This is a genomic window from uncultured Clostridium sp., from assembly GCF_900547735.1.
Lineage (GTDB): Bacteria > Bacillota > Clostridia > Lachnospirales > Lachnospiraceae > Otoolea.
In genome coordinates, this window is the sequence record NZ_URHZ01000032.1 from 17,164 (window position 1) to 41,389 (window position 24,226).

Annotated in this window: 23 protein-coding genes, 3 tRNA genes and 1 pseudogene; 10 read left to right on the forward strand and 17 right to left on the reverse strand. The window is 48.0% G+C overall.

Annotated elements, in window-relative coordinates; genetic code table 11:
- Positions 1-98: 98 nt before the first annotated feature.
- Together QZT18_RS11695 and QZT18_RS11700 are read right to left on the reverse strand one after the other, a co-directional pair.
- Positions 99-1,439, reverse strand: coding sequence for a HAMP domain-containing sensor histidine kinase (locus QZT18_RS11695; protein WP_294148188.1), 1,341 nt, complete (start codon positions 1,437-1,439; stop codon positions 99-101).
- Positions 1,432-2,139, reverse strand: a complete 708-nt coding sequence (locus tag QZT18_RS11700; RefSeq protein WP_294148189.1) for a response regulator transcription factor — start codon at positions 2,137-2,139, stop codon at positions 1,432-1,434. The genes QZT18_RS11695 and QZT18_RS11700 overlap by 8 nt, the downstream gene beginning before the upstream one ends.
- Positions 2,140-2,427: 288 nt before the next feature.
- Between QZT18_RS11700 and QZT18_RS11705 the strand changes: the two genes are divergently transcribed.
- The 3 genes and pseudogenes from QZT18_RS11705 to QZT18_RS11715 all read left to right on the forward strand — a co-directional run bounded on the left by QZT18_RS11705 (position 2,428) and on the right by QZT18_RS11715 (position 7,692).
- The gene (locus QZT18_RS11705; protein ID WP_294148191.1) at positions 2,428-4,110 is read left to right on the forward strand and encodes a glucan-binding protein; all 1,683 of its coding nucleotides are present in this window, start codon (positions 2,428-2,430) and stop codon (positions 4,108-4,110) included.
- Between the two features lie 372 nt (positions 4,111-4,482).
- A pseudogene (locus QZT18_RS11710) lies at positions 4,483-6,306 on the forward strand (SdrD B-like domain-containing protein); the annotation flags it as partial.
- Between the two features lie 633 nt (positions 6,307-6,939).
- A complete protein-coding gene (locus QZT18_RS11715) occupies positions 6,940-7,692 on the forward strand; it encodes a hypothetical protein (RefSeq protein ID WP_294148192.1) in 753 nt (250 codons plus the stop codon).
- A 113-nt stretch (positions 7,693-7,805) separates the two neighbouring features.
- On the opposite strand, the gene QZT18_RS11720 is transcribed toward QZT18_RS11715, so the two are convergent.
- Positions 7,806-7,876: transfer RNA gene (locus tag QZT18_RS11720), tRNA-Gly, on the reverse strand.
- A gap of 133 nt (positions 7,877-8,009) precedes the next feature.
- On the opposite strand from QZT18_RS11720, the gene QZT18_RS11725 reads away from it, so the two are divergent.
- The 3 genes from QZT18_RS11725 to QZT18_RS11735 are packed head-to-tail and all read left to right on the forward strand — an operon-like array spanning position 8,010 to position 10,883.
- Positions 8,010-8,450: a MarR family winged helix-turn-helix transcriptional regulator gene (locus tag QZT18_RS11725; protein WP_294148194.1), complete on the forward strand. Its 441-nt coding sequence runs from the start codon at positions 8,010-8,012 to the stop codon at positions 8,448-8,450.
- Positions 8,440-9,771, forward strand: coding sequence for an MATE family efflux transporter (locus tag QZT18_RS11730; RefSeq protein WP_294148195.1), 1,332 nt, complete (start codon positions 8,440-8,442; stop codon positions 9,769-9,771). The genes QZT18_RS11725 and QZT18_RS11730 overlap by 11 nt, the downstream gene beginning before the upstream one ends.
- 53 nt (positions 9,772-9,824) lie before the next feature.
- Positions 9,825-10,883, forward strand: coding sequence for a ComEC/Rec2 family competence protein (locus QZT18_RS11735; RefSeq protein ID WP_294148196.1), 1,059 nt, complete (start codon positions 9,825-9,827; stop codon positions 10,881-10,883).
- A gap of 100 nt (positions 10,884-10,983) precedes the next feature.
- On the opposite strand, the gene QZT18_RS11740 is transcribed toward QZT18_RS11735, so the two are convergent.
- Both QZT18_RS11740 and QZT18_RS11745 read right to left on the reverse strand, forming a co-directional pair.
- Complete coding sequence (locus QZT18_RS11740) at positions 10,984-11,406, reverse strand: hypothetical protein (RefSeq protein ID WP_294148197.1); 423 nt, start codon at positions 11,404-11,406, stop codon at positions 10,984-10,986.
- A 95-nt stretch (positions 11,407-11,501) separates the two neighbouring features.
- Entirely contained in the window at positions 11,502-11,660 is a 159-nt protein-coding gene (locus QZT18_RS11745; RefSeq protein ID WP_164516714.1) for a hypothetical protein, read from the reverse strand.
- Between the two features lie 120 nt (positions 11,661-11,780).
- Here QZT18_RS11745 and QZT18_RS11750 point away from each other — a divergent pair.
- Together QZT18_RS11750 and QZT18_RS11755 are read left to right on the forward strand one after the other, a co-directional pair.
- Positions 11,781-11,854: transfer RNA gene (locus QZT18_RS11750), tRNA-Pro, on the forward strand.
- A 12-nt stretch (positions 11,855-11,866) separates the two neighbouring features.
- Positions 11,867-11,938: transfer RNA gene (locus tag QZT18_RS11755), tRNA-Glu, on the forward strand.
- A 201-nt stretch (positions 11,939-12,139) separates the two neighbouring features.
- Here QZT18_RS11755 and QZT18_RS11760 read toward each other — a convergent pair.
- Both QZT18_RS11760 and QZT18_RS11765 read right to left on the reverse strand, forming a co-directional pair.
- Positions 12,140-12,721 (reverse strand): LysE family transporter, encoded by a 582-nt coding sequence (locus QZT18_RS11760; protein ID WP_294148198.1) that lies wholly within the window; start codon positions 12,719-12,721, stop codon positions 12,140-12,142.
- Positions 12,722-12,752: 31 nt separating this feature from the next.
- Positions 12,753-14,120 carry a sodium-dependent transporter gene (locus tag QZT18_RS11765; protein WP_294148199.1) on the reverse strand — a complete coding sequence of 456 codons (1,368 nt, stop codon included), beginning with the start codon at positions 14,118-14,120 and terminating at the stop codon, positions 12,753-12,755.
- Positions 14,121-14,377: 257 nt separating this feature from the next.
- Here QZT18_RS11765 and QZT18_RS11770 point away from each other — a divergent pair, with 257 nt between their 5' ends.
- Positions 14,378-14,920 carry an XRE family transcriptional regulator gene (locus QZT18_RS11770; RefSeq protein ID WP_366925863.1) on the forward strand — a complete coding sequence of 181 codons (543 nt, stop codon included), beginning with the start codon at positions 14,378-14,380 and terminating at the stop codon, positions 14,918-14,920.
- Between the two features lie 127 nt (positions 14,921-15,047).
- Here the strand turns inward: QZT18_RS11770 and QZT18_RS11775 are convergent, their stop codons facing one another.
- The 6 genes from QZT18_RS11775 to QZT18_RS11800 form a co-directional block, all read right to left on the reverse strand.
- Positions 15,048-15,218 carry a DUF1540 domain-containing protein gene (locus tag QZT18_RS11775; RefSeq protein ID WP_294148201.1) on the reverse strand — a complete coding sequence of 57 codons (171 nt, stop codon included), beginning with the start codon at positions 15,216-15,218 and terminating at the stop codon, positions 15,048-15,050.
- Between the two features lie 87 nt (positions 15,219-15,305).
- Entirely contained in the window at positions 15,306-15,914 is a 609-nt protein-coding gene (locus tag QZT18_RS11780; protein WP_294148202.1) for a manganese catalase family protein, read from the reverse strand.
- A 3-nt stretch (positions 15,915-15,917) separates the two neighbouring features.
- Positions 15,918-16,172 carry a spore coat protein CotJB gene (locus QZT18_RS11785; RefSeq protein WP_125140001.1) on the reverse strand — a complete coding sequence of 85 codons (255 nt, stop codon included), beginning with the start codon at positions 16,170-16,172 and terminating at the stop codon, positions 15,918-15,920.
- A gap of 1 nt (position 16,173) precedes the next feature.
- Positions 16,174-16,950, reverse strand: a complete 777-nt coding sequence (locus QZT18_RS11790; RefSeq protein WP_294148203.1) for a spore coat associated protein CotJA — start codon at positions 16,948-16,950, stop codon at positions 16,174-16,176.
- 333 nt (positions 16,951-17,283) lie between these two features.
- On the reverse strand, positions 17,284-17,715 hold the full coding sequence (locus QZT18_RS11795; protein ID WP_227029489.1) for a CBS domain-containing protein: 432 nt from the start codon (positions 17,713-17,715) through the stop codon (positions 17,284-17,286).
- Positions 17,716-17,870: 155 nt separating this feature from the next.
- Positions 17,871-18,464 carry a lactate utilization protein gene (locus QZT18_RS11800; RefSeq protein WP_294148204.1) on the reverse strand — a complete coding sequence of 198 codons (594 nt, stop codon included), beginning with the start codon at positions 18,462-18,464 and terminating at the stop codon, positions 17,871-17,873.
- 265 nt (positions 18,465-18,729) lie between these two features.
- Between QZT18_RS11800 and QZT18_RS11805 the strand changes: the two genes are divergently transcribed.
- The gene (locus QZT18_RS11805) at positions 18,730-19,251 is read left to right on the forward strand and encodes a GNAT family N-acetyltransferase (RefSeq protein ID WP_294148205.1); all 522 of its coding nucleotides are present in this window, start codon (positions 18,730-18,732) and stop codon (positions 19,249-19,251) included.
- Between the two features lie 117 nt (positions 19,252-19,368).
- Here the strand turns inward: QZT18_RS11805 and QZT18_RS11810 are convergent, their stop codons facing one another.
- From QZT18_RS11810 to QZT18_RS11825, 4 genes are all read right to left on the reverse strand, one after another.
- Positions 19,369-20,142 carry a murein hydrolase activator EnvC gene (locus tag QZT18_RS11810; RefSeq protein WP_227029487.1) on the reverse strand — a complete coding sequence of 258 codons (774 nt, stop codon included), beginning with the start codon at positions 20,140-20,142 and terminating at the stop codon, positions 19,369-19,371.
- Between the two features lie 40 nt (positions 20,143-20,182).
- Positions 20,183-21,097: a SpoIID/LytB domain-containing protein gene (locus QZT18_RS11815; RefSeq protein WP_294148206.1), complete on the reverse strand. Its 915-nt coding sequence runs from the start codon at positions 21,095-21,097 to the stop codon at positions 20,183-20,185.
- A gap of 122 nt (positions 21,098-21,219) precedes the next feature.
- Entirely contained in the window at positions 21,220-21,756 is a 537-nt protein-coding gene (locus QZT18_RS11820) for a hypothetical protein (protein WP_294148207.1), read from the reverse strand.
- Positions 21,757-24,210 carry a glycogen/starch/alpha-glucan phosphorylase gene (locus QZT18_RS11825; RefSeq protein ID WP_294148208.1) on the reverse strand — a complete coding sequence of 818 codons (2,454 nt, stop codon included), beginning with the start codon at positions 24,208-24,210 and terminating at the stop codon, positions 21,757-21,759. It lies immediately after the preceding gene.
- Positions 24,211-24,226 lie beyond the last annotated feature (16 nt).

A 24,226-nucleotide genomic window follows, 5' to 3' on the forward strand; every position in this document is an offset into this window, starting at 1 on the left:
GTAGTTCTTAAAAATTTTCCATCGAACAAAAAAGTAAGAACCCTGCCATGCAAGGTTCTTTAAAACTTAATATATAAAAATCATTTTGCACCGTATGCTTAAGTATTCCCATTTTCCGCGCTGTTTTGCAGAACAAAGGTCAATCGGATCCGATATATTTTTTCCGTTTCCTCCACCTCACAGCATCCGCCCATGGCCTCCATCATTTCGCAGATATTCCGGACTCCGATGCCGACACTCTCCACCTGGGAGATATCGCTTTGTTTCGCGTTTTCAAACAGGAAGCCGCAGCCGTCGGGACTGTAAAATACAGCCAGCTTCACCGGCTCCCCGGCAAAAGCGTACTTAATAATATTAGAACTGATATTATCGAGGATTCTGGTCACGTATTTTGGATCGACGGATACCTCCCTGTTCTCCCAGAAAAGGGAGGCGCGAACGTGAAATCCACTCTGTTCCAGACAGATACATGTATCGGACAGGATATCGTAAAAAGCGGAACGGAAACTTTTCTGTTCCAGGGCCACGAGCCCGGCCTTCTTTTTCTGAAGGGAGTATTCCAGGATACAGTCGGCCATATCCTTGATTTGATGTGCCTTTATGTCGATTTTCCCGACCCATTTCTGCATCTGTTTCCGGTCGGCGTCAATCTCATTTTTAAGGATTTCCGTATAGATGAGAAGCGCCGTCAAAGGGGTCCTCAGATCGTGGGACAGACTGGTGATCATGGACTGGTTGAGACGGATCAGCTCCGTCTCCTGGCGGATCTGATTTCGGATGGACTGGCGCATATTATCAAGGCCCCTGGCCAGCACCGTCATCTCATCATTTCCCATGATCGTAATGCGGTAATCCAGATTGCCGCCCTCCAGGATTCCGATCTCGGCGCTGAGGGTCCTGATATACTTCATGGAGCTTCGGATCCCCGCCATGATAATTCCGGTAAACAGAAGGAACGATAGAAAGAATTCGACAATCAGCGCGTAATTGAAGAACTGGTAGGTATACATGCCCGTCAGGAACACCTGCGCCGGCCCGTCCTGGAAATCGACGACCTTGTAGGATTCCCATTCATAGAATTCTCCTTTTACATGGAACTCCGGATTGGCCTTCATATAGGGGAACTGTGAATCATAAAGCAGGATATGGTCACGGTAAATCTGCATCCAGACCACGGACTGGCGGTTCACCCATTCGGACAGCCGGTCCGAATCCATGGAGGCGAGCTTGTTTTTTTCCACATAGTTTCTGAAATCATCGACCCTCCTCTGGTTCTCCCGTTCCATGTAATTCGTTTTTTCAAAGTAGGAACGCAGCATGATACTTCCGCTCCAATTAAGCAGAAGGAAAAAAAGCAGGGCGGCGACCAGCGCGGCCGCCAGTAATTTCAGGAAACGGTAATAAATCGTATCTGTTTTTGCCAGTTTTATTTTATTCATCGAACCGGTACCCCTTTCCCCAGACCGTTGTGATGGATACGGGATTCTGCGGGTCCTTCTCGACCTTTTTCCTGAGATTCCGGATATGTACCATCACGGTGGCATTGCAGGAATAGAAATACGGCTCGCTCCAGATGCTCTCATAAAGATTCTGTGCGGAAAAAATCCGTTTCGGATTCTGCATCATAAGAAGCAGGATGTGGTATTCAATATCGGAGAGATTGATTTCCAGCCCGTCCACAAACAATTCATTATAATTTTCATTAATACGGAAACGGCCCGATTCAATGTACTGTTCCTCCATCTTTACCGTCTCCTCTTCCTTGCCGCGGTAAATCTGGTAACGCCGGAGCTGCGCCTTCACCCTTCCAAGCAGCTCCGCATAGGAAAATGGTTTTGTCAGATAGTCGTCCCCTCCCGCCATCAGGCCGATGAGCTTATCGGATTCCTGGGCCTTTGCCGTCAGGAAAAGAACCGGGACAAATGATACCTTTCGTATTTCTTCACATGTTTTCAGCCCCGATATACCGGGCATCATAATATCCAGTATGACAAGATCCATATCGTCGGCCAGCAGCCTTAACCCCTCCCAGCCGTCGGCGGCTTCCGTGATACGGTAGTCTTCACTCTCCAGTAAAATACGGATTCCCTCGCGAATGTCCTCGTCATCTTCTATTACTAAAATGTTTGCATTACTCATGCTTTTCTCCCTCCGTCCGGCAGGACCGGAAAAAACTGGTTCCAAGCCCGCCACAGGGATTGTACCATAACAAATATTTACGTTTTTCAATTTTTTCTTAACATTTCTGTACATACTTCCTACGAATTTTTTACTTTAGAATCATTAAAAAAGGATTTAGAAACGGTTAAGATTTGCACGGTATGATGAAAACATCTTGAAACCGGCGCCGGTCAATATGCAGAGGCACAGCGGCCGAAAGACGGTTTTAAGAAATTCAGAAACACAAAAAGGAGTGTGCATTTATTAATGAAAAGACAAACAAGATTAGTCCCCGTACTCGGGGTGGCAGCAATACTTGCCATGGGAGCTTCCATGACTTCTTATGCCGCCGGGTGGGAAAAAGATGATTCCGGAGTCTGGCATTATTATGATTCGGATGACGACATGGTGACCAGTGAGTGGAGAAAAGACGGTTCCAGCTGGTTTTACCTCGATGACGAGGGCGATATGCTGACCATGTCCTGGGTTGATGATGAAAGTTACGTCAACGAAAGAGGTATGAGACTCATTAATTCCTGGATTAAGGTATCATCCGGCGAGGGGGATGACCCCGGCGAGGACGGCGATTACTGGTACTACTTTGACAGTAAAGGCCATAAGCTGACTTCCACTTCTAAAAAGATCAACGGAAAAACGTATTATTTTGACGAAGACGGAAAGATGGCGACCGGATGGTATGAGAAGGACGGCAACGTCTACTATCTGGGCGGTGAGGATGACGGTACAAGAAAAGACAATCAGTGGCTGTGGCTGGAACGCCCAAGCAGCGAAGATGATGACAACAACAGCGCCGCCAATGCCCTTGACTGTACGGACGACAGCTCCGATCCATGTGATGACGAAGGCTGGTACTGGTTCGGCGCCGGCGGTAAGCTGACAAAGGACGCCGACAAAAAGAAGGTCAACGGCCGTTACTACTATTTCAATGAGCACGGCCAGATGCTTTACGAATGGGTCAACGACAGAAAGATTGCCGGAGCCGCCCCGGCCAGCCAGCCGAATGCGAGCCTGGACGGTAACGCGGCTACGCCTGGTTCCTCCCAGATTGACCACATGCTTTATGCAAATGCGGTCGAGGAAGGATGGAGAGCCAACGGCTGGTACGAGATCAGCGGTTCCATCGATACCGAGACCGACGATGATTCTTACTGGTACTACTTTAAAGACGGTAAGGCGAAACGGGCGGATTCTTACAAAGATACACGCGTCAAGGACGACGACGGCCTTGTCTATGTAAAACGGATCAAGGTAGACAGCGACAAGATGGGCAAACAGTACTATGCGTTTGACGAATACGGCCGCAACCTGACCGGACTTCAGTACTCACCAGATGACAAGGGCTTCTATTACTTCAACGAAAACGGATACCCTGTATTCGGTAAAGTTGCAAACGTAGACTGTGACGACGACAGCTATGAATTCCTTTTCAATACAAGCAACGGCAAGAAAGGCCAGGGCTTCAACGGAGAAAAGAGCGGTTACCTGTACTTCAACGGTAAGAAACTCAGTGCCGACGATGAGAACCGTCTGGTCTTCTACAACGGCAAGATTTATCTTGTAAACAGCAAGGGCAAGATTCAGAAGGGCAAGAAGGGCTTCAATATTGAAAACTCTTCTATCTCTGAAGATAAAGTGGCGGTAGCGTTTAATTCCGATGATTCCGTTAAGTCCATCACTCTGGACGAGGGCAAAGGAACCACCTACACGGCTGCGGAACTGCTTGAGAAAACCTTAAGCATCGATTCAACAACAGGCGACTATGTCGATGAGGACGGCAGATACGAGGATTCCTATGTGACGATTCCGTCCATCCAGCTTTACGACAACGACGTTTACACCTATCGTTTTACTGCAAAGAAAGACGGCGGTTTCGAGGCTGCCGAGATGTGGTACGACGTACATGAAAAGCTCAATAACAGATGGAAATAAACCAGGTTTCCTGAATGTTTGTACTCTTTTTGAAATCTTTTTGAACGCGGGGCGGGACTCATATGGGTCCCGCCTTTGTATTGCCTGAAAAGGAACCAGGTAATCGGTCTATAGTCATTCCTCACCCCCGGCGCATATGATATATTGTCAGTACTATACGCAAAATTTTACGTTATTGCTGCATTAATATTTATTTCAACTTAACATGACACCGACAGCAGCCCGTACACGGAGCGTGAAATAAAGTTTTCTTACAAATTTTCTTGTGCAGATGAACGCACTTGACGCCCCTAAACCGTGTGAATGCTGTTTTTATCCATTATATTATATGAACCTATATATTATATGAACCTATCAGGAGGTACAAATCATATGGCAACTATATCAGGCAGAGTGATTTTCGACAGGGACCGAAGCGCCGCATTTTCTGCGGGCGATTCCGGCCTTGCGAATATCCCTGTTGTTCTTCAAGATATCATAACCACCGCCCGGCTGACCGTTTTAACGGATGCCAATGGAAACTATTCTTTTATAAATGTGCCGGACGGCGACTACCGAATCGTGGAATCCTACGGCACACTGGGCGGAGTTCCCACGCCGGGAAACTTTACCGCTGCGGCAGCGGGGAGTATCCCCCAGGGCATTAATCCCCCCATCAGTTCCGCCGTCAACCCGCCCCCTGGCTCAACCAATCTGGATTCCGTCACCCCAGACACGCTTCTCGTCACGGTATCCGGAGCCGATCTGATAAACCAGGATTTCTTCAACGGCCCTGTTATTTATACACCGATTCAGACTCTTCTGGATCCCTGTGCCGCCATTACCGGCGGAAATCTGATCGTGGCCGCCGATAACGGAACCTTCGGCACCTTTCCTCAAGGTACGCCGGCCAACACAGGCGCGCCCGTGGAACCTTATCCCGGCGTCACTCCGGATTTCACCTATGTGCTGCCCAATCCGGACACTTATACCCCCGCCGGCGGGGAATACACCGTGCAGAACATCATGAATGACGCACTGAGCGAGGTGATTGGCGCATGGTGGCGGATCGCAGACCACACCGCAGGCAATGAAACCGGACGGATGATGGTGGTCAACGGCTTTAATCCGGGCGCCGTCTTCTTTCGGGACGTGGTTACGGTAACGCCGAATACAAATTACCTGTTCACCGCGTGGATACTGAACCTGTTCAAGGTTACGGGCTACCCCGATCCCGAGCTTGGAGTCCGTATCCTGGACCAGAATAACAATATACTTTATGACGCAACGCTGGGTGTGCTCATTCCCCCCAACACGAACGCCCCGGAATGGAAACAGATTGGCAGCGTTATCAACTCCCAGGGCAACACCAATCTGACGGTCGAATTTCTCAGCGAAGGCCCCGAGGTGATTGGCAATGATTACGCAATCGATGATATTGCCCTGAATGAAATTGTTGTTCCGGAGTTTATCCCGGTCAAAACCGTCAGCGCGCCGGTTGTGAGTGTCGGAGAAACCGTAGAATACACGATAACTCTGACCAACACCTGCGAAAACCCTCTGACCGATGTCTTTTTCCGGGATGCCGTGCCGGACGGTCTGTCGTTTGTTCCCGGCAGTGTGACGATTAACAGTATACCCGATTTGACGGTTAACCCGAATATCGGTTTTTTACTGCCCAATGTGCCCGGTGGAGGGACCGTCACAGTCAGGTTTGAGGCCAGGGCAGACTTTATACCAAGCCCTAACCCCACCCTGAACAGCGCGGACGTAACCTATTCCTACACGCCTGTGGAGGGCGGCATTCCGATCATTTTCAGGCCGGGCACCAACGAGGTACCCGTGGAGGTGGCCATCGGTGAAGCAGCCGATCTGGCGGTGGTAAAAACGGCCAGTCCAAGCCAGGTTGCTCCCGGGGGAGAACTGACCTATACCATTGCCGTGTCAAACCTGGGGCCTGACGACGCAGAGAACGCAGTTCTGACCGACACGGTTCCTTCAGCGCTCACCGGCGTGGAATTTTCGGACGACGGCGGCATTACCTTCCTGCCATGGCCCGGTTTCCTGGCTTTAGGCACACTTGCCCCTGGAGAAGCCCGGACGTTCCTGATCCGTGGAACCGTTAACCCAGGAGTCTCAGGCGCTTTGACGAATACGGCAGAAGTGGCCTCAACCACCCCGGACCCAAACCCGGACAACAACACTTCCACCGTCGTCACCTTAATCCGCGGTCCCAGAGAGCAGGCCGTCAGCGACCTGATCGAATCCGTGGCTCTGGAGGAAGCCGGCCTGGCGCACATTCTGAATGCGGAGGGTGAAAAACTCCAGCGGATTATCGCCACCCCCGGCGTTACCGCCGATCTTTTGCTGCAGACCAATAAGTCGGTGCGTTCCATGACCGACGCGATCACTATGCTGGAGATGATTCTGTCAAGTAAAATCGGCCTGTTCGAAGACTGTCTGTGTCCCGATGATGTAAATGCGGATTAGCCGCTCGCTGTACGGAAGAAAAAGGACGGACGGCCTGTTCCTGGAACTGTGCCGGTCGGCCTTATATAAACAAATGAATCGCATCGCCGCTTCCCATAAAACGGGTGCGGAGATGTGATTCATTTTTCAAGGCGCAAAAGACTCTTCTAGAACGCAGACAATATTATATTATTCATGAATGAATACATTGACAATTTTTGCTGATGAAACTAACATTAAAGTATCAGACAAACGTTGTTAAATTAATGATGGTACGTTTACCTCAGAAAAGAGCCTGGAGATTATATTGAACACAGATTTCGATACGTCTAATTTTAAATGGAAACACAACTCTATAAATTGCCGGTAGGGGGTGCATTCATGAAAAAAAGATTCATTTACATAAGCATGTTCGTTATTTGTTTTGTTATCTTATCTTCCACCATATTCTTTTCACAAGGAGACATTGAGACCGGTAAAACCATTGTAACAAATTCTACCGGCAAAAGTGTAGAATTTGTAGAAAAGATCGCCAATGATGCTGTTTTATATCCCGGAACATATCAATACACAGATGGCGACTATAATTACTATGTAGACATGGATAAACAGATTCTTGCAGTTGTAACACCATTGTCAAAGTCCACGCCGGAGGCAGCCTCCATAATCAGTGCTGAAGTTGCCCAAAGCAATGCATGGGATTATTTCCAATCATGTATGGCCGGTAAATTAGCGAATGATGGGAATTTTACATTTGAAGTTTATCTGATGAAAGGTGTTGGCTATAAAGTCCGTATTTTTGAGGAAATTGACTCACTCCAAACAGGAACAAGCGGTTCGATTGTCCTTAGTCTTAGCGGTGAGATATGCGGTGCGTCATTTAAAGAAGGAGATGCTGAATATATACGAACCCTGGACCGTTCTCGCTTAATGACTGAATCTGATGCTATTTTATTAGCCCGTTCCACGGCTCCCTCTAATAAGTTTGGAGCAAATGCAACGGCAATCTCCTCTCTCAAAACTATTGATGGTAATATTTATTGGTATATCACTCTGGAGGAGGGGGCCAACAAGGTTCAGATACAAATTAACGCATTAACAAACGATGTTTCAAAGATATATAATTATTTTTAATTTAAGAGGAAAGAGGGAATTGCAGATAAGCGCAATTCCCTCTTTCCTCTTAAATTAAAAAAGTATTATTCCCAAATACCGTTCACACAGTATCTCGAAATAATACTCTTTAAAGCAGATAACGGGAATCGAACCCGCCTTTCCAGCTTGGGAAGCTAGCGTTCTACCAATGAACCATATCTGCATTACAAAACTCATGAGGCTATTATATCACGATTTCTGAAAAAGTCAACGAAAGTGATTGACATATATTTTTTTTAGCAGTAATATAGTTAAGCAAATTTAACTAAATTTATTAAACTAAAGGAGCGTGAAAAATGGGAATCACGGAAAAAATGAACAGCTTTTATTATCATATGGCCCTGTATGAGCTGCAGCTGATGAACGGAAGCGATTATTTTAACGGCCTTTCCTACAACAGCCTTCTCTATATCAATGTGATTGAACAGACGGAGAACTGCACGGTCAGCAGGCTGGCCGAGATGCTGCATATAACAAAGTCGGCCGTCACCATTAAGATTAATGAGCTGGTGAGGCAGAAAATCGTTCAAAAGGAACAGAGTCTATTCGATAAACGTATATACTACTTGAAGCTCAGCCCTGAAACGGGAGACCTTATGAAGAATTATGACCGGATTTTCCAGAAAGCGGAAGCCGAACTAAGAAACAAATATACGGAAGAACAACTGGATCTGTTTGGAGATATCCTTGAGACCATTTCCGGATATAACTGGAGGAAATTAACCGATGAACAATGAACTGAACAGGGACATCACCCTGAAATCAATCCTTAAATTTACCCTGCCGTCTATCTTTATGATGGTTGTAATGTCACTCTACACGATTGTTGACGGAATTTTCGTATCGCGTCTTGTAAACACCAACGCATTTTCCGCCGTCAATATTATTTACCCGCTGATCAGCGTGGTGATAGGCCTGGGAACGATGTTCGGAACCGGAACCACGGCCATTGTTTCAAGAAAGCTGGGGGAAGGACGGCAGCAGGAGGCAAACCAGATTGTGACCTTTATTATCCTGTTTACAATCGGGCTGGGCATTGCTTTTTCCGTGCTCTCCTATCTCTTCCTCGGGCAGATTATCCATCTGCTGGGCGCCAATGACGCCGTTTTTGATTATTGCCGCGACTACGCGCTTCCCATTGTCCTGTTTCTGCCCTTCAGCCTGCTGCAGGTGCAGTTCCAGAGCCTTTTCGTTGCAAACGGAAAGCCGGGTATCGGCCTGCTTGTAACTCTGGCCAGCGGACTGGCTAATGTGTTTCTCGATTACTTTTTTATTGCAGTCTGCCATATGGGAGTATCCGGCGCCGCCATCGCAACGGGAATTGGTTATTTTATCGCCGCCGTATTCGGGCTGTATTATTTTGCCCGCCATAAAGAGACTCCCCTGCATTTTGTAAGGCCGAAGGTTTCTATTCCAAACCTGATCCGGGCTATGACAAACGGCTCCTCCGAGATGGTAAGCAATCTGTCCTCCAGCGTAACGACCCTGTTATTCAACATCATTATGATGCGCCTGGTGGGACCGGACGGCGTTGCGGCCATATCCATCCTTTTATACCTCGACTTTGTGCTCATTGCCATAAACCTCGGCTATTCCATCGGCGTGGCCCCGCTCTTCAGCTATAATTACGGCAAGGGGGATCACGGGAGGCTTAAAAAGCTGTTCCGGCTGAGTTTTTATTTCTGTACCGGCGTCGGCGTTATTATGACGGCTGGAACGGTTCTCTTTGCGGATCAGCTCGCCGCTGTTTTCTCACCGGCCGGAAGCATGGTATATGAACTGGCGCGGACGGGACTGCGCATTTTTGCCATGAGCTACCTGTTTAAAGGGTTCAGTATTTTTACATCGGCGCTCTTTACCGCCTTCGGCAACGGCACCCTATCGGCCGTCCTCTCTTTTATGCGGACGCTTGTGCTGCTGGTATCGGCTATCCTGCTGTTTTCCTCTCTCTTTGGGATCGCGGGCGTCTGGTACGCCACCCCGGCCGCCGAGGCTCTCGCCTGTCTGCTGGCTGCGGCGCTGACCTGGAAATACAGAAAGGTTTACAGCTATTTATAAATCGTTTATACTGATACGGCTTACTATTTTGATGACATCAAAGGAGGACACAAATGACGAAAAAGAAACGTAATGACCAGAAAAACATCAAAAAAGCTGCGTTTGTCCTAATTGCGCTGCTCTGTATCTTAGGCCTGCTGCCGGATTCCATTTCCGGCAGGATCACCGGAGTTCTCAGCCAGGATTCTGATTTCCGGAGCGCCTATACCGCCGTCTCAGAGGCTGTTTCCGACGCGGCTCCCGGTTCTCTTCCGGGTGATAATACCGGTTCGGGATTCAGCCCGAATCGGACAGACGGTTCATCGGCCGGCGGTAACTCTTCCGGCGGCAATAATCTTGAGTTTCCGGATGGAAGCAGTCTGGAAATGAATTTTCTGGACGTCGGACAGGGATTGTCCGTTCTGATCAATGCGGACGGGCATTTTATGCTGTATGACGGCGGAGACAGGACCGCCTCCTCCTTTGTGGTCGCCTACCTGAAGGACAAGGGCGTCACAGACCTCGATTATCTGGTTGCATCCCATTATGACGCCGATCACTTAAACGGACTTGTGGGCGCTCTCCATGTTTTTAATACCGCCCTGATCCTGGGACCTGATTACGAAACCGAGACAAAAATATACGGTTCCTTTCTAAACACGGTAAAGGAGCTTGGAAAGGAAATTCAACATCCGGCGCCGGGTGAACGTTACCCCCTGGGAAGCGGATATTTTGAAATCCTGGCCCCGCTCTCGGACCGGTATGACGATGTAAATAATTATTCCATTGCAATTCGTCTCGTATATGGAGATACCTCATTCCTCATCACAGGAGACGCGGAGAAAGAAAGCGAAAAAGAAATGACGGAATACTGGCCCGATCTTTCGGCAGATGTACTCTGCGTCGGCCACCACGGCTCTCCCACTTCCACCGGTGATGAACTCTTAGACAGGGTGAACCCATCCATTGCGGTCATCAGCTGCGGCCGCGATAATTCCTACGGCCATCCGGGCAAAGCCGTACTGGAACGCCTTGAAGAACGTGATATTACAGTTCTGCGCACGGATGAATCCGGCACCATCACAATCACAAGCGACGGAACCGGACTCACGGTCTCCTCTCCCGCTTCCTGATGGAAAAAGGTGTTGTGCAGTACAGTGACATTAGGGGCTTTTGCCTCATCTATTTTGACAAACCGGCCGTCCTGTTCCCGCCTGTCGAAGATTTCATTCACTACCACAGCCTGTAATGGGAAAATGTCTCTCCGAACCACCTGTATCTGAGCCAGTCATCGAGTACAATCCCTCCCAGGCTCACGAAAATCCACACGACAAAAAACTGCGGGCAAATCTGCCCCAGTATATTGCCGGGCAGATTGCTGTAATCCCACACGTCCCACCCAAGCCACAGATTTACAATACATCCTGTCATAAATTCGAGAGCCGTCACAAGGCACGCCCCTGTCAGCATTTGCTTCCACAGAGGCATATCCCAGGGAAAAACTTCGTTTATCAGCCCCAGTGCAATAAAGCAGATTCCGCCCAGAATAAACATGCTCCAGTGCGACCAGCCTCTCCACAGCAGCTCCAGAATCACATACAAAAGGCCTCCCGTGTCGAACAGGATAAGATATTTGTTAAAAAGTTTATGGCTCATGCAACCATATCCTTTTCTCTTTGTTATTTACAGAATATGGCCGCGTCAGCGGCATCATTCCCGTATGCCGCTGCGCGTTCCTGCCCGGAGTTTTTTTATACCTGTCTCATTTTCGTATCCACAGCTTCTTTTCGCACGTTGTGGGTCTGATTCTGGTTCTCCGGTTTTACCTTCTGGGTAATGCTGTTGAACTTCTCCAGGTTCTTTTTTTCCTGTAATTCTTCACTTTGTTTCCAGCTCATTTTCTCATCCATCTTATTCACCTCATTGTTAGTATGGACGGCCCGAAAAAAAATATTTATTTTTTTTGCTTTTTTTCTTGCTTTTTCTGCAAAATGGTGGTATGATATAACTCGCTCGCCATTAAACGACATCGAGGCGTGGCTCAGTTTGGTAGAGCGCTGCGTTCGGGACGCAGAGGTCGCGTGTTCGAATCACGTCGCCTCGATTTCAAAGATTAGGCCTGTTGGTCAAGCGGTTAAGACGACGCCCTCTCACGGCGTAAACCCGGGTTCGATTCCCGGACAGGTCACTAAAGCTGTTGCAGTAACTGCAGCAGCTTTTTTTATATCACAAGAAAGTACTCCTATGATATAAAAATCCCTCCGGGCAGGATGTGCACTCGCGCGAAGAGGTACACGCCGCACAGAGGTAAATAGTTGCTGAAGCAAGCGTGCGGCATCACAAGGAATCCCGCAAGCGGGATTCCTTGTTCTGTTGAAAACGGCAGTTGTTAAAGAAATAATGCAACGGCACAATAGACAAGCAGCAATGCCATAACAAGATTTACCGCCTTCGTATGTTTAGCAAAGAATTTGCAAAAAGCCGAGCCAAACATTGCCCATATGAAAGAGCCCGACGCGCCAATCACCGCCAAAAGGACGGTAAATCCCATCATAGCCGCGACGGAATGATAGACCGGCAGAATATAGAGCGTCATTGCGGTGATGGCATAAATATATATTTTCGGATTGACGAATTGCAGAACCATGCCGGATAAAAATCCAACCTCTTTCCCATCCTTCTCATCTGCCTCGACAGCGCTTTTCCAAACCTTCCAGGCCAGAAACAGCATATAGACAGCGCCCAGAATCTTCATCACCATTTCTATTTTGGGAAGAAACGAGTACAGAGTGGCGCTGAACAGAGTGCAAACCGACATCACAATTCCAAATCCGGCTAAAATTCCTATATTAAAACGTACACTGCGGCGAAAGCCGACCCGGATCGCATTACTCATCGACATCAGATTATTGGCTCCCGGCGTATATGCGGTTATAAAACAGTATATTAAAAAATCTGTTAAGTGAAACATTTTAAAAACCTCCTAACTTCCATAAAAAATCTTAATTAAAAAAAGAAGAATAGCCGCTAATGAAAATAAGAAGAACGATCAGCGGCAGAAAATAACTTATGTATTTCCTGGCAAAACCGGGGTATGACAGGCCTTTTCCAATCGATGTTTCTTTATAGAAACCGTCCCATCCCCACCCGCTGCGGCGAGTGCAAAACAAAAGGAATACCAAACTCCCAAGAGGAAGCAGGTTATTGCTCAGAATGAAGTCCTCTAAATCAAGAATTGAAGTTTCGCCTCCAAGAGGGTGAAAGCCGTTCCATACGTTATAACCGAGAATACATGGCAGTGAAAGCAGTAAAAGCAGCAAAAAGTTAAATACCGACGACTTTTTCCGGCTCCATCCTGTTGCATCCATTACATAAGTAATAATGTTTTCTATCACCGCAATCACCGTAGAAACCGCAGCGAAAACCATAAACAGAAAGAACAGGGCTCCCCAAAACCGTCCTCCGCCCATTATGTTAAAAATATTCGGCATCGTGATAAAAAGTAAATTCGGTCCGCTGTCCGGCTGTACGCCAAAGCTGAAGCAGGCCGGGAAAATAATAAGGCCGGCAAGCAGGGCCACTACGGTGTCCAAAATTCCCATATAAAGCGCATCGCTGGTCAGGGAATGGCTTTTGTCAATCCGGCTGCCGAAAACAGACAGAGTGCCAATACCGATGCTCAATGTAAAGAACGCCTGCCCCATTGCGGCAAAGATGCACTGGGGCAGCCCAATCTCCTGCATAGCTCCAAAGTCGGGAATCAAATAGTACCGCAGCCCCTCTTCCGCTCCCGGCAGCGTTACCGAACGCACTGCCAGCACAAGCAGGAGGCTGAACAACAGAAACATCATGACTTTTGTTATTCGCTCCACACCTGCCTGCAGGCCCGCAGCGCAGACGGCGAAAGAAAAGCTGAGCATCAGAGCCGTGCATAAAAACATGGTACCGGGCTGCGCCAGCAAACCGGAAAAAACCTGATTTACTCCGGCAGCGGTAAGTCCCTGGAACCGGCCTTTTACCATTTCAAAAAAATAGTAGAACAGCCAGCCGCTGATGACAGTGTAAAACATCATTAATAAATAATTTCCGATAATGGTGGCATATTTAAAATAATGCCACTTCGTCCCCTTCGGCTCCAGCAGATTGAAGGACAGGGCCGTGCTTCTCTGGCTGGCCCGCCCAACGGCAAATTCCATCACTACGATGGGAAGCCCCAGGATTACCAGAAAAACCATGTAAAGCAGAACAAAGGACGCACCGCCATATTTCCCGGTAATATAAGGAAAACGCCAAATATTACCTAAACCGATCGAACAGGCCGCGGTAATCATTATAAATCCCAACCGGGAAGAAAAATGCTCTCTATTCATATCAATTCCGTTCTACCCCGCTCTTCCCCAGGTTCAACCATCTCTCCGAAATCAATACCTTACCCGGATGAATCGAAAGCCACCATTTAAAAAAGTTTTCAACCATTTTTTTCATTGTAATTCTCCTTTCCTCTTTACAAATCGAGCACAAAACTTTATAATAATATGAAACGAGCAATATATTGCATCTGTACAATATAATAATACATCTTGTGCATTATATTGTCAATAGGGAGGAGTGATCTTTTTTGGACTCTATGAATCAAATTGTTGCGAAGAACATAAAGGGGCTTCGTGAAAAGAACAAATTAAGCATGGACGAGCTTTCCAGACTGAGCGGCGTCAGCAAGAGTATGCTTGCACAGATTGAACGCGGGGAGGGGAACCCGACTATCTCAACGCTTTGGAAAATTTCCAATGGCATGGGTGTTCCTTTTGACGCTTTGACCGTCCGGCCCGAAAGTCCGTATGAAATTGTAAAAACGTCGGAACTGCAGCCGCTTCTGGAGGATCAGGGAAATGTCAAAAACTATTCTATATTCCCGGATGATGACAACCGCAAATTTGCGGTCTACTATCTGGAATTGAAAGAAGGCAGCTATTGGAAGTCGGAACCGCATCTTAAAGGAGCCATCGAATTTATCACGGTCTTTACCGGGCAAATAGAGATTGAAACCGACGGCCGGCAATTTGTCATTGGAAAGGGCGAAAGCATCCGTTTTAAAGCCGACAACATGCATTCCTATAAAAATATCGGGAATGAGACCGCAATTTTGCATATGATCATATTTAACCCTTAGATTCTATTTCCATAACAGCGAAAAGCACGCTTTGTGAACTTTTCATCGCCGCTCAACACAAAAAAACTGCCCGCAATCGCCAGGATTCCGGACAGTTTTTTGTAAAGGAAGAACAATGTGACGCTGTTTATGCTCTGTTAACAAAAGACTCGCAGTCTGTACATTCTTTCTTAGTTGGGTTAGCCTCGTGTGTGCCAACTTTGATTTTCTCTAATGTGCAGTAGTTCTCGTCTTTTGCGTGATATGCACAGTTGTTAATAGAACATTCGATACATGTGTTTTTTCCGTTTGTTACCATAATGAGTATGCCTCCTTTGATTTTTTATTATTATCTGCAAATATTAAAAAATTATGTGCAAAGGAGAAACGGAAATTTTTTACTTTTTTATTCGCTGCGTACTTTGTCGAATGACGGATTGAAAGCATAGAAATTCTTACTGTCCAGATGCTCCTGAAGATCTCTGAGTCCCTCGCCGAAACGCTGGAAATGAACAATCTCACGTTCTCTCAGATAACGGATTGGATCACATACATCCGGATCTTTTACGACGCGGAGAATGTTGTCATAGGTGGATCTTGCCTTCTGCTCTGCTGCCATGTCTTCAAAGAGGTCGGTAATCGGATCTCCCTTGGACTGGAACTCACATGCATTGAACGGGATCCCGCCTGCGGCCTGCGGCCAGATACCGGTTGTATGGTCAATATAATAAGGTCCGAATCCCGATTCCTTAATCTGTTCCGGAGTCAGGTTCCGTGTCAGCTGATGAATAATCGCCGCCACTATTTCCATATGTGCCAGCTCTTCTGTTCCGATGTCTGTCAAAAGTCCCTTGCCCACTTTATACGGCATGGAATATCGCTGGGAAAGATAGCGCATGGAAGCTCCAATTTCTCCGTCGGGGCCGCCGTACTGGCTCATAATAAACTGCGCCATCTGGGGATTTGACTGTGTAATTTTTACCGGATACTGTAAACGTTTTTCATATCTCCACATACCTTACATCTCTCCTTCCCATGGCCATCTGTCTGTCAGCCACGTCCATGATGAATCACTCTCTACCCCATCCGTCTGAAGCGGTCCGAACTGCGCCTGATAGGCGTCCATTGCTTCTTTTCTCATCTGGGCTACATAATGGTAATAATTAAGGGCGTTCAAATCATCGGGATGCGTATCCAGGTACAGGACGATATCGTCCACGGCAAAACTGGCTTCGTCGATTCTCTGAAGTAACATTCTGGCAGTTTCATTCATTTTACATGCACCTCCCCATTACAAACGGCAGATCCAGCTCGGCAAAAATGGTTCCTCTGGAAAAACCTTCGTCGATCGGGGACGGCTGTGACCATCTCTGCATTGGGACATAGCCCATACCGATCGGAAAACGGTCCAAATCTTCACAGAACATCGTATTCTGCTGAGTTTCCGATGTCATTTCGCTTCCTGCAGGCATATTTCCCGTTGCAGGCACCGTAGTTGTGGTCTCCGGAGCGGATCCCATGTTTGTCGGCATCGTCCCCATGTTTGCGGGCATTGACGGCATTGTTCCCATGTTGGACGGCATTGTTCCCATATTAGCGGGCATTGTTCCCATGTTCGCGGGCATCGTTCCCATATTCGCGGGCATCGTTCCCATGTTCGTGGGCATTGTTCCCATGTTCGCGGGCATTGTTCCCATGTTCGCGGGCATTGACGGCATTGTTTCCATGTTTTCCGGCATTGTTTCCATGTTCTCAGGCATTGTCACCATGTTCTCCGGAGCGGTTCCCATGTTGGACGGCATTGTTCCCATGTTGGACGGCGCTGTTCCCATATTACACGGCATCGCTCCCATATTGGACGGCATTGGCGCTGTCCTCATATTCGATGGCATTGTTCCCATGTTGGACGGGGCCGTTCCCATATTCGCCGGTGCGGTTCCCATATTCGACGGCATCGGTGCGGTTCCCATATCAGCCGGGGCCGTTCCCATATTGGACGGCATTGGAGTGGATCTCATACCCGATCTCACTCCGCCCGTTCTGTCGGACATACTCCTGTTTCCGGAGGACATGGAGCCTGATTCTGCGGGCATCCACGGAGCGCGCCCCGATGGACGGGAGCCTGATTCTCTTGGGGGCTGTATCATTCTAGGCGGCATTCCGCAGGGTGGATAGCCCTGATCAGCATACCAGTTTGACATATCAGACCTGGAATCCTGTCTTCTGAAATCCATTCCGTCTGAATACTGAGGATTAAAACAATTCATATTCATTAAACCTTTCCTGAGCACTTATACTTTATTCTATGTCGTTAATGACAATGTGACATAAAAAAAGATGCGAAAGCGCCGGCCGGCATTCCTTTCGCATCTATAAAGCTCTCTCTATTTCACTTCTTTTCCTGTCCTCAGTTCCCTTTCCTTCTCCTTGCAGAGATACTTGATGATGTCTTTTCTCGTAATAATTCCAATAAAGTTCTTCTGATCATCCAGTACCGGAACAAAGTTCTGGTTCAGGGCCTTGTCAATTAAATCCTCCATATCCGAGTCCGCCAATACCGGCTTATTATCCGATCTTCTTGGGATCTCCGTAATGCGGATGCGTTCCGCATCTCGAAGCGATAGATCATACTTATTTTTTATGCCCCAAAGCAAGTCTCCTTCAGTCAGCGTACCTATGTACCTCCCCTGGCGGTTAACGATGGGGACAGCCGCATATTTGTGGTATTCCATCTTTTCCAGTGCCTGTCTTAATGTATCGTCGTCATTTATATACGCAACTTCGCTTTTAGGTGTTAAAAAAAATAAAATATTCATCTGCCTTCTCCTTGTGTGTTTCTATGCTGTCTTAGCATGCTGATATTATAACGCTCCCCTTTGAAAACTTTGTGAACAAATCATGATATTTCCATTAGAATTATTAAATTTTAAGAAATACGCATATTTATGCGTTCTGAACGCATACTCCGCCGTTAATATCCTAACGGCTCGTCCACAAATACTATCTCAACTTCCATCCCATTGGACGGCCGTTCCATAATCACCGTTGAACGGCAGATTCGTCCCGGACTGCTGCAGTTATAACAGCGGTCACCTTTCACCGCACACGGTGTGGCGGAGTTCAGGCGTTTGGCGTTCTTTGGGGCCGCCACATTCTTTGCCCGATCCATTGCTCCTGCCAGATCTTCCCTGATTTTGTTGTTCCCAACAATAAAATATGTCTTTTCCGGTCCATACAGCGTCTGGGAAACGCGGTTTCCCGTACCGTCTATATTAACCAGTTCTCCCGTCTCCGAAACTCCGTTGGCGCTGGTAATATAAACATCCGCCGTCCTGGCGTTCATCAGAGTATCCCTTCCCGGAACATCCCAATGCCATACCGTCTCATTCTTCTCCCTGAGAAGTTCAAAAAGTCCCATCTCCTTAACCGTCATACTGCCTCCGACAGAGACCTTGTGCCCCTGTATCCGGCCCGTAAGATAGTCGGCCGCCTCTTTGCCCGTCGCAAAAAAAGCTGTTTTAAAACCGTGGTTTTCAAAATTCTTTTTCAGCAATTCCTGATTCATAGCAGTTCTCCTTTTTACTAAATCACAAATATCTGCTGCCTGTTCGTCCACTTTTCATGGATATTACCTGCTTTTTATATTATACATCCAGTCATAGCAGGAAGTAAACCTGAAAAGGAAATAGTTTCTGTTCACTTCTGTAATCCGTAACACCAGTTTCCGGCACAGAATCTACAAGAACTGTAAAACTGTAAATTGATGGAGCCCATGCCGTATGATAAAATAAAATCAGCCACTATAAAACAAAATCGGGAGGATAAGTATTATGATAAGACAGGCGTCTGAAAGTGATTTGGATTTCATAGAAGAGGGATATCAGGAACATTTTCTATATGAAAAAGAGCATGGAGCCTATACCGTTTTTAAAGAGGGCATCTATCCAACCAGAAAGGATGCCGAAGAAGCCCTGAAGCAAGGTTCTCTTTTTGTCTGTGAGGAAAATGGAGCCATTTGCGGAAGTATCATAATAGACCGGAGGCAGCCTGATGAATATCGGAAGATCGACTGGCCGGGCCGGGCGGCAGATGATAAAGTGATTGTCATTCATCTGCTCATGGTGCGGCCCTGCATGGCAGGGAAAGGAATCGGCTCCTCCCTTGTATCTTATGCCCTGGAAACGGCAGGACTGCGCTCCTGTGAGGCCGTCAGGCTGGACACGGGCGCTCAGAATACACCCGCCGCCTCTCTCTACCGGAAAATGGGATTCAGGCTAGCAGGAAACGCTTCGATGAAGGTTGGCGGGGAGATTTCCCACAACGGCCACCTCTTTTTTGAAAAAATACTTTAAGCCGCACATAAAAGTGCCGCCGCGCTTTACGCAAGGTACTTTTCCTTCCGTAAACCGCCGCGGTACTTTTATGTTTTTTTTCACTATTCAGTTTTCTCAGTTCTTTCTGTTTTCCGGTTATTCCAGATAGTCAAGGGCATCGACAGATTGTCCGTCGTGCATCAGCGCAAAATATACGTTGTTTCCTTCAATTGAATAATACTTTGTGGGTTCGGACACGTATCCGAGCAGAGTCCCTTTTGTTACATACTCATTCTCCGCCACCTGTACGTCCTTAAGCTGACCGCATACGGCTGTGTACTCATTACCCAGGTCAAGGACCACATAATTGCCAATCTCCTCATTGGAGCCGGCTTCTAAGACTCTTGCATCCGCCGGTGCGCTGACCGGATCACTTACATCGCCCTGAATAATCAGAGCCGGGTTGCATTTGTACTGGTCAAGGGTCGGGAAATAGATGGTTGTATCCATGCTGTAATCCAGCACTACATTTCCTCTGACCGGCCACTGAAGGTCGCGTTTTCCGCTGTAATTAAGCGTAACCGCTCCTACTGCGCCATCTGCTGCTCCTGCCGCTTTGGCAGTGTTTTCTCCTTTGTCTGCGGAGTCTGATTTATCATCGGAAGAATAGGAAGCGTCTGAACTTCCCGCCGCCTGGGCTCTCGTTTCTGCATTTTCCGTCTTACCACCGTTTCCGGTTTTGTTCTGCGGTATGTTCTCCGCAAGGATACCCTGGGTCTGTGGCGCTTCCAGGTACGGATTCTGCTCGTTAATGTTATCTCCCTTTCTAATCTTTACCGCTCCTGCCGCAGCTACTATAGTCAGCAGGCCTAACACCATCATGACAAGGAACAATTTGTCCTTGAACAACTGATTCATCTTATTTTTCACGTTTATCACCTCGGTTATATTCTTACCTGACCGAAGCTTTTTATTCAAAAACTACAACAATATTTTTATAATAAAATTCCAGAATTTTTTCCGCCGTCCACCCCTGCGCCGCTTTCAGCGAGGCGCCGTACTGATCGAAGCCGTATCCGTGGCCCAGCCCCTTGACGGTGCACCTTACATTTCCCTCCGCGGCCTCGAATGTATAGGCCGGTGACGGAAGTCCCAGAGCATACTGGATCTCCTCGCCGCTGTAGCTTTTTGACCCGGCCTGAATCGATTCCACGTACCCGGCCTCATCCTTTTTAATGACCTGGATGCTCTCCAGCACATCCTCCGGCCTGACCTCCGGCGAATCGGACATGGAATTCAGTTTATCGGCCATCTCCTGCCTGGTAAACGTATATACTCCCAGATAGTTTTCTCCCTCCACATCCTCGCCTGCGTCCACCGAAACGAGATAAGGGTGAAGTTCATCCCCGGTTCTCGTCTTCCCGGCGCTCAAACGGTGAAATAAAGGTTCTATGTAATCTCCGTTATATTCGATGACCTGACCGGCCGTTGCCTGGACGGCATCCCTGATTTTTTTATAATTCGTCAGGTAATCGGCCTTGCCCCACATCTCCTCCATCTGGCTCTGCTCCAGGTAATCGAGATCCAGGGCCGACTCCTCGATCCTGTCTTTTCCCTGCATCTGCCGGCAGAGATAGGTCCTGGCGATAATGGCCTGGGCTTTGATTGCCTCCTCGCCGTATTCCGCCGGAATCTGAATCGCCGTAATCCCAATCAGATATTCCTCCATATCCACCGGTGACATGGAACCGTCGCGGTCCAGCAGGACCACCCGTCCCGATAAGCTCCCCCTCTCCGTATTTCCCTCCACACGGCCTGTCCAGGCGAGTGTCGCTATGTATGGTATCAAAATTGCCATCAGGCAGATTGCTGCTGCTTTTCTCATATAAAAAACCGGCTCCGTTCCATAAAATAATAGATATCGCATTATCATTTTATGTAACGGGCCGGATTCTTATTCCAACCACTTCTATTCAATTACCCGGACACTCTGGATATCCCCGCATCTTACCCGGCGGTAACGTCATCCATTTTCCATTTTAAAAATCCCGTTTTCCGGAGCGTAATCGTGCCGATAAACTTTTTCCTGACCACCGGCGCGACCGGTTCAAGCCTTCTCTCCAGATAAAACTCCATCTCGACCGTATACCGGTAACTGACGGTTTTTCCGTTATCCTCTTCCTTCACAAGTTCCGGCGGCTGTGCATAGACGCGCTCCACCGGAGCCCCAAGCTGCTGTAAATACAGCGTGTAGGGGATTCCGATGGGAAGAAGTGAGTCTTTTCCATTGTCGGTTAAATCTCCGGCAAAATGCTCCTCATACATCCGGGGCAGGCCGACGCTGGTCGCCTCCTCAAGCTCCTCCACCTTTTCCGATGTGTACAGTTTTTTAAGAATCCTCTCCGCCTGGGCGCTGCTGCTGGCGGAAAAGGTGATAAAACTAACCACCGAAATGATAAACAGGGCCAGGGCCAGAGCGACCGGCAGGGAAACTGATAATCTCCTACTCCTGGAATGGTTTTTTGAAAGAAAACTGGTTCTCATTTAGTCCATCTCTACCTTTACTTTTTTCAGGTGCCAGATATCCCTTACGTACTCCTCGATCGTCCGGTCGGAGGAGAACTTGCCGGAACATGCCACATTCATCATAGCGGCCTTTGCCCATCTCTTCTCATCGCGGTATGCCTCTTCCACTTTTCTCTGTGCCTCGGCATATGCGTGGAAATCCTTGAGAATGAAATAAGTGTCGGCTTTTGCACTGTTTTTCGTATTTAAAAGAGAATTGTAAATATCGCGGAACAGCTCCGGGTCCTGCGGTGCATAGTAGCCGTTGATGAGCTGCATCAGCACGCGGCGAATCTCCTGGTCGGTGTTGAAAATCTCAACCGGATTGTAGCCGCCGTTGTTCTCGAAATTAATGACTTCATCGGAGGTGAGGCCGAAAATAAATGCATTTTCCTCTCCTACTTCCTCCACGATCTCAACGTTGGCTCCGTCCATGGTTCCCAGGGTAAGGGCTCCGTTCAGCATAAACTTCATATTGCCGGTGCCGGACGCCTCTTTGCTGGCCGTAGATATCTGCTCGCTGACGTCGGATGCGGCAAAAATCATCTCTGCATTGGACACTTTATAGTCCTCGATAAATACAACTTTAATCTTACCGCCGATTGATTTGTCGTTGTTGATCACATCGGCAACGGAGTTGATCAGTTTGATTGTCTTCTTCGCAATCTGATAGCCTGCCGCCGCTTTTGCCCCGAAAATAAAGGTTCTGGGAACCATATCGATATTGGGGTTATCCTTCAGCTGGTTATAGAGATACATAACGTGGAGGATGTTTAACAGCTGGCGTTTGTACTCATGGAGACGTTTTACCTGCACGTCGAAAATGGAGCGCGGATCCACGTCGATTCCGTTGTGTTCTTTAATATATTTTGCCAGGCGCAGCTTATTCTGGTACTTGATATTCATGAATTCCTGGCGGCACTTCTCGTCATCCGCATAAATAGCCAGTTTGCTGATGTGGGGAAGGTCCGTAATCCACTCGTCGCCAATCTTGTCTGTCACCCACTGGGCCAGCAGCGGATTGCCGTGGAGCAGGAAACGCCTCTGGGTGATGCCGTTCGTCTTGTTGCTGAACTTCTCAGGCATCATCTCATAGAAATCTTTCAGCTCCTGTTTCTTTAAAATCTCCGTGTGGAGTCTGGCAACACCGTTGACGGAGAAACCGGCCACGATAGCCAGATGGGCCATCTTGACCTGGCCGTCGAAAATAATGGCCATTTTCTTCACTTTTTCGTAATTGTTCGGGTATTTCTCCCCCACCTCGATCAGGAAACGGCGGTTGATTTCCTCGACAATCTGGTAAATACGCGGAAACAGTCTGGAGAACAGCTCAATCGGCCATTTTTCCAGGGCCTCTGCCATGATGGTGTGGTTAGTGTAGGCACAGCATTTTGTCGTAATTGCCCAGGCATCCTCCCACTCCAGATGTTCTTCATCCAGAAGCAGCCTCATCAGCTCCGCAACCGATACGGTCGGATGCGTATCATTCATCTGGAATACAACTTTTTCCGGAAGTTTATGGATGTCGTCGTTATGCTCTTTAAATTTCTTAATCGCAACCTGAAGGCTGGCGGAAATGAAGAAATACTGCTGTTTCAGACGCAGTTCCTTGCCCGCATAGTGGTTGTCGTTGGGGTAAAGCACTTCCACCAGGTTCTTAGCCAGGTTCTCCTGCTCTACCGCCTTCTGGTAATCTCCCTTGTCGAATGCGGCAAGGCTGAAGGTGTTGATTGGCTGGGCATCCCAGATACGCAGCGTATTGACCACGTTATTGCCGTAGCCTACGATCGGCATGTCGTAGGGAATTGCCTGTACGGACTGGTATCCTTCCTGGACAAACACGTTGCGCTGTCCGTTCCAGACCGTCTTCACATAGCCGCCGAATTTAACCTCGGTCGCATACTCTGCGCGGCGGATTTCGAACGGATAACCGTTCTTCAGCCACTCGTCCGGCACCTCGATCTGATAGCCGTTCTCAATTTTCTGTTTGAACATGCCGTAATGGTAACGGATGCCGCAGCCGTATGCCGGATATCCCAGTGTGGCAAGGGAATCCAGGAAGCAGGCGGCGAGACGGCCGAGGCCGCCGTTGCCAAGAGCCGGATCCGGCTCCTGGTCTTCGATGGCGTTTAAATCAAAGCCCAGTTCTTCCAGGGCTTCTCTGATTTCCTTCTGTGCTCCCAGGTTGATGATATTATTGCCCAGGGCGCGGCCCATCAGAAACTCCATGGAAAGATAGTACACTTTTTTCGCTTTTGTCTCGTCAAATGTTTTCTGGGTCGCGATCCATTCATCGATAATCACATCTTTTACCGCATACGCCACAGCCTGGTATACCTGCTGCGGAGTCGCCTCGTCGATGGTCTTTCTGAACTGGTTTTTCACATTGTCAATAATACTTCTCTTTATAGCTTCCTTATTAAAAGTCTGCATTTGTTATCCTCCTGAA

Coding starts and splice junctions, on each gene's coding strand:
- QZT18_RS11695 (WP_294148188.1), bottom strand. CDS start 1,439: ATGAATAAAATAAAACTGGCAAAAACAGATACGATTTATTACCGTTTC.
- QZT18_RS11700 (WP_294148189.1), bottom strand. CDS start 2,139: ATGAGTAATGCAAACATTTTAGTAATAGAAGATGACGAGGACATTCGC.
- QZT18_RS11705 (WP_294148191.1), top strand. CDS start 2,428: ATGAAAAGACAAACAAGATTAGTCCCCGTACTCGGGGTGGCAGCAATA.
- QZT18_RS11715 (WP_294148192.1), top strand. CDS start 6,940: ATGAAAAAAAGATTCATTTACATAAGCATGTTCGTTATTTGTTTTGTT.
- QZT18_RS11725 (WP_294148194.1), top strand. CDS start 8,010: ATGGGAATCACGGAAAAAATGAACAGCTTTTATTATCATATGGCCCTG.
- QZT18_RS11730 (WP_294148195.1), top strand. CDS start 8,440: ATGAACAATGAACTGAACAGGGACATCACCCTGAAATCAATCCTTAAA.
- QZT18_RS11735 (WP_294148196.1), top strand. CDS start 9,825: ATGACGAAAAAGAAACGTAATGACCAGAAAAACATCAAAAAAGCTGCG.
- QZT18_RS11740 (WP_294148197.1), bottom strand. CDS start 11,406: ATGAGCCATAAACTTTTTAACAAATATCTTATCCTGTTCGACACGGGA.
- QZT18_RS11745 (WP_164516714.1), bottom strand. CDS start 11,660: ATGGATGAGAAAATGAGCTGGAAACAAAGTGAAGAATTACAGGAAAAA.
- QZT18_RS11760 (WP_294148198.1), bottom strand. CDS start 12,721: ATGTTTCACTTAACAGATTTTTTAATATACTGTTTTATAACCGCATAT.
- QZT18_RS11765 (WP_294148199.1), bottom strand. CDS start 14,120: ATGAATAGAGAGCATTTTTCTTCCCGGTTGGGATTTATAATGATTACC.
- QZT18_RS11770 (WP_366925863.1), top strand. CDS start 14,378: ATGAATCAAATTGTTGCGAAGAACATAAAGGGGCTTCGTGAAAAGAAC.
- QZT18_RS11775 (WP_294148201.1), bottom strand. CDS start 15,218: ATGGTAACAAACGGAAAAAACACATGTATCGAATGTTCTATTAACAAC.
- QZT18_RS11780 (WP_294148202.1), bottom strand. CDS start 15,914: ATGTGGAGATATGAAAAACGTTTACAGTATCCGGTAAAAATTACACAG.
- QZT18_RS11785 (WP_125140001.1), bottom strand. CDS start 16,172: ATGAATGAAACTGCCAGAATGTTACTTCAGAGAATCGACGAAGCCAGT.
- QZT18_RS11790 (WP_294148203.1), bottom strand. CDS start 16,950: ATGTCCGACAGAACGGGCGGAGTGAGATCGGGTATGAGATCCACTCCA.
- QZT18_RS11795 (WP_227029489.1), bottom strand. CDS start 17,715: ATGAATATTTTATTTTTTTTAACACCTAAAAGCGAAGTTGCGTATATA.
- QZT18_RS11800 (WP_294148204.1), bottom strand. CDS start 18,464: ATGAATCAGGAATTGCTGAAAAAGAATTTTGAAAACCACGGTTTTAAA.
- QZT18_RS11805 (WP_294148205.1), top strand. CDS start 18,730: ATGATAAGACAGGCGTCTGAAAGTGATTTGGATTTCATAGAAGAGGGA.
- QZT18_RS11815 (WP_294148206.1), bottom strand. CDS start 21,097: ATGAGAAAAGCAGCAGCAATCTGCCTGATGGCAATTTTGATACCATAC.
- QZT18_RS11820 (WP_294148207.1), bottom strand. CDS start 21,756: ATGAGAACCAGTTTTCTTTCAAAAAACCATTCCAGGAGTAGGAGATTA.
- QZT18_RS11825 (WP_294148208.1), bottom strand. CDS start 24,210: ATGCAGACTTTTAATAAGGAAGCTATAAAGAGAAGTATTATTGACAAT.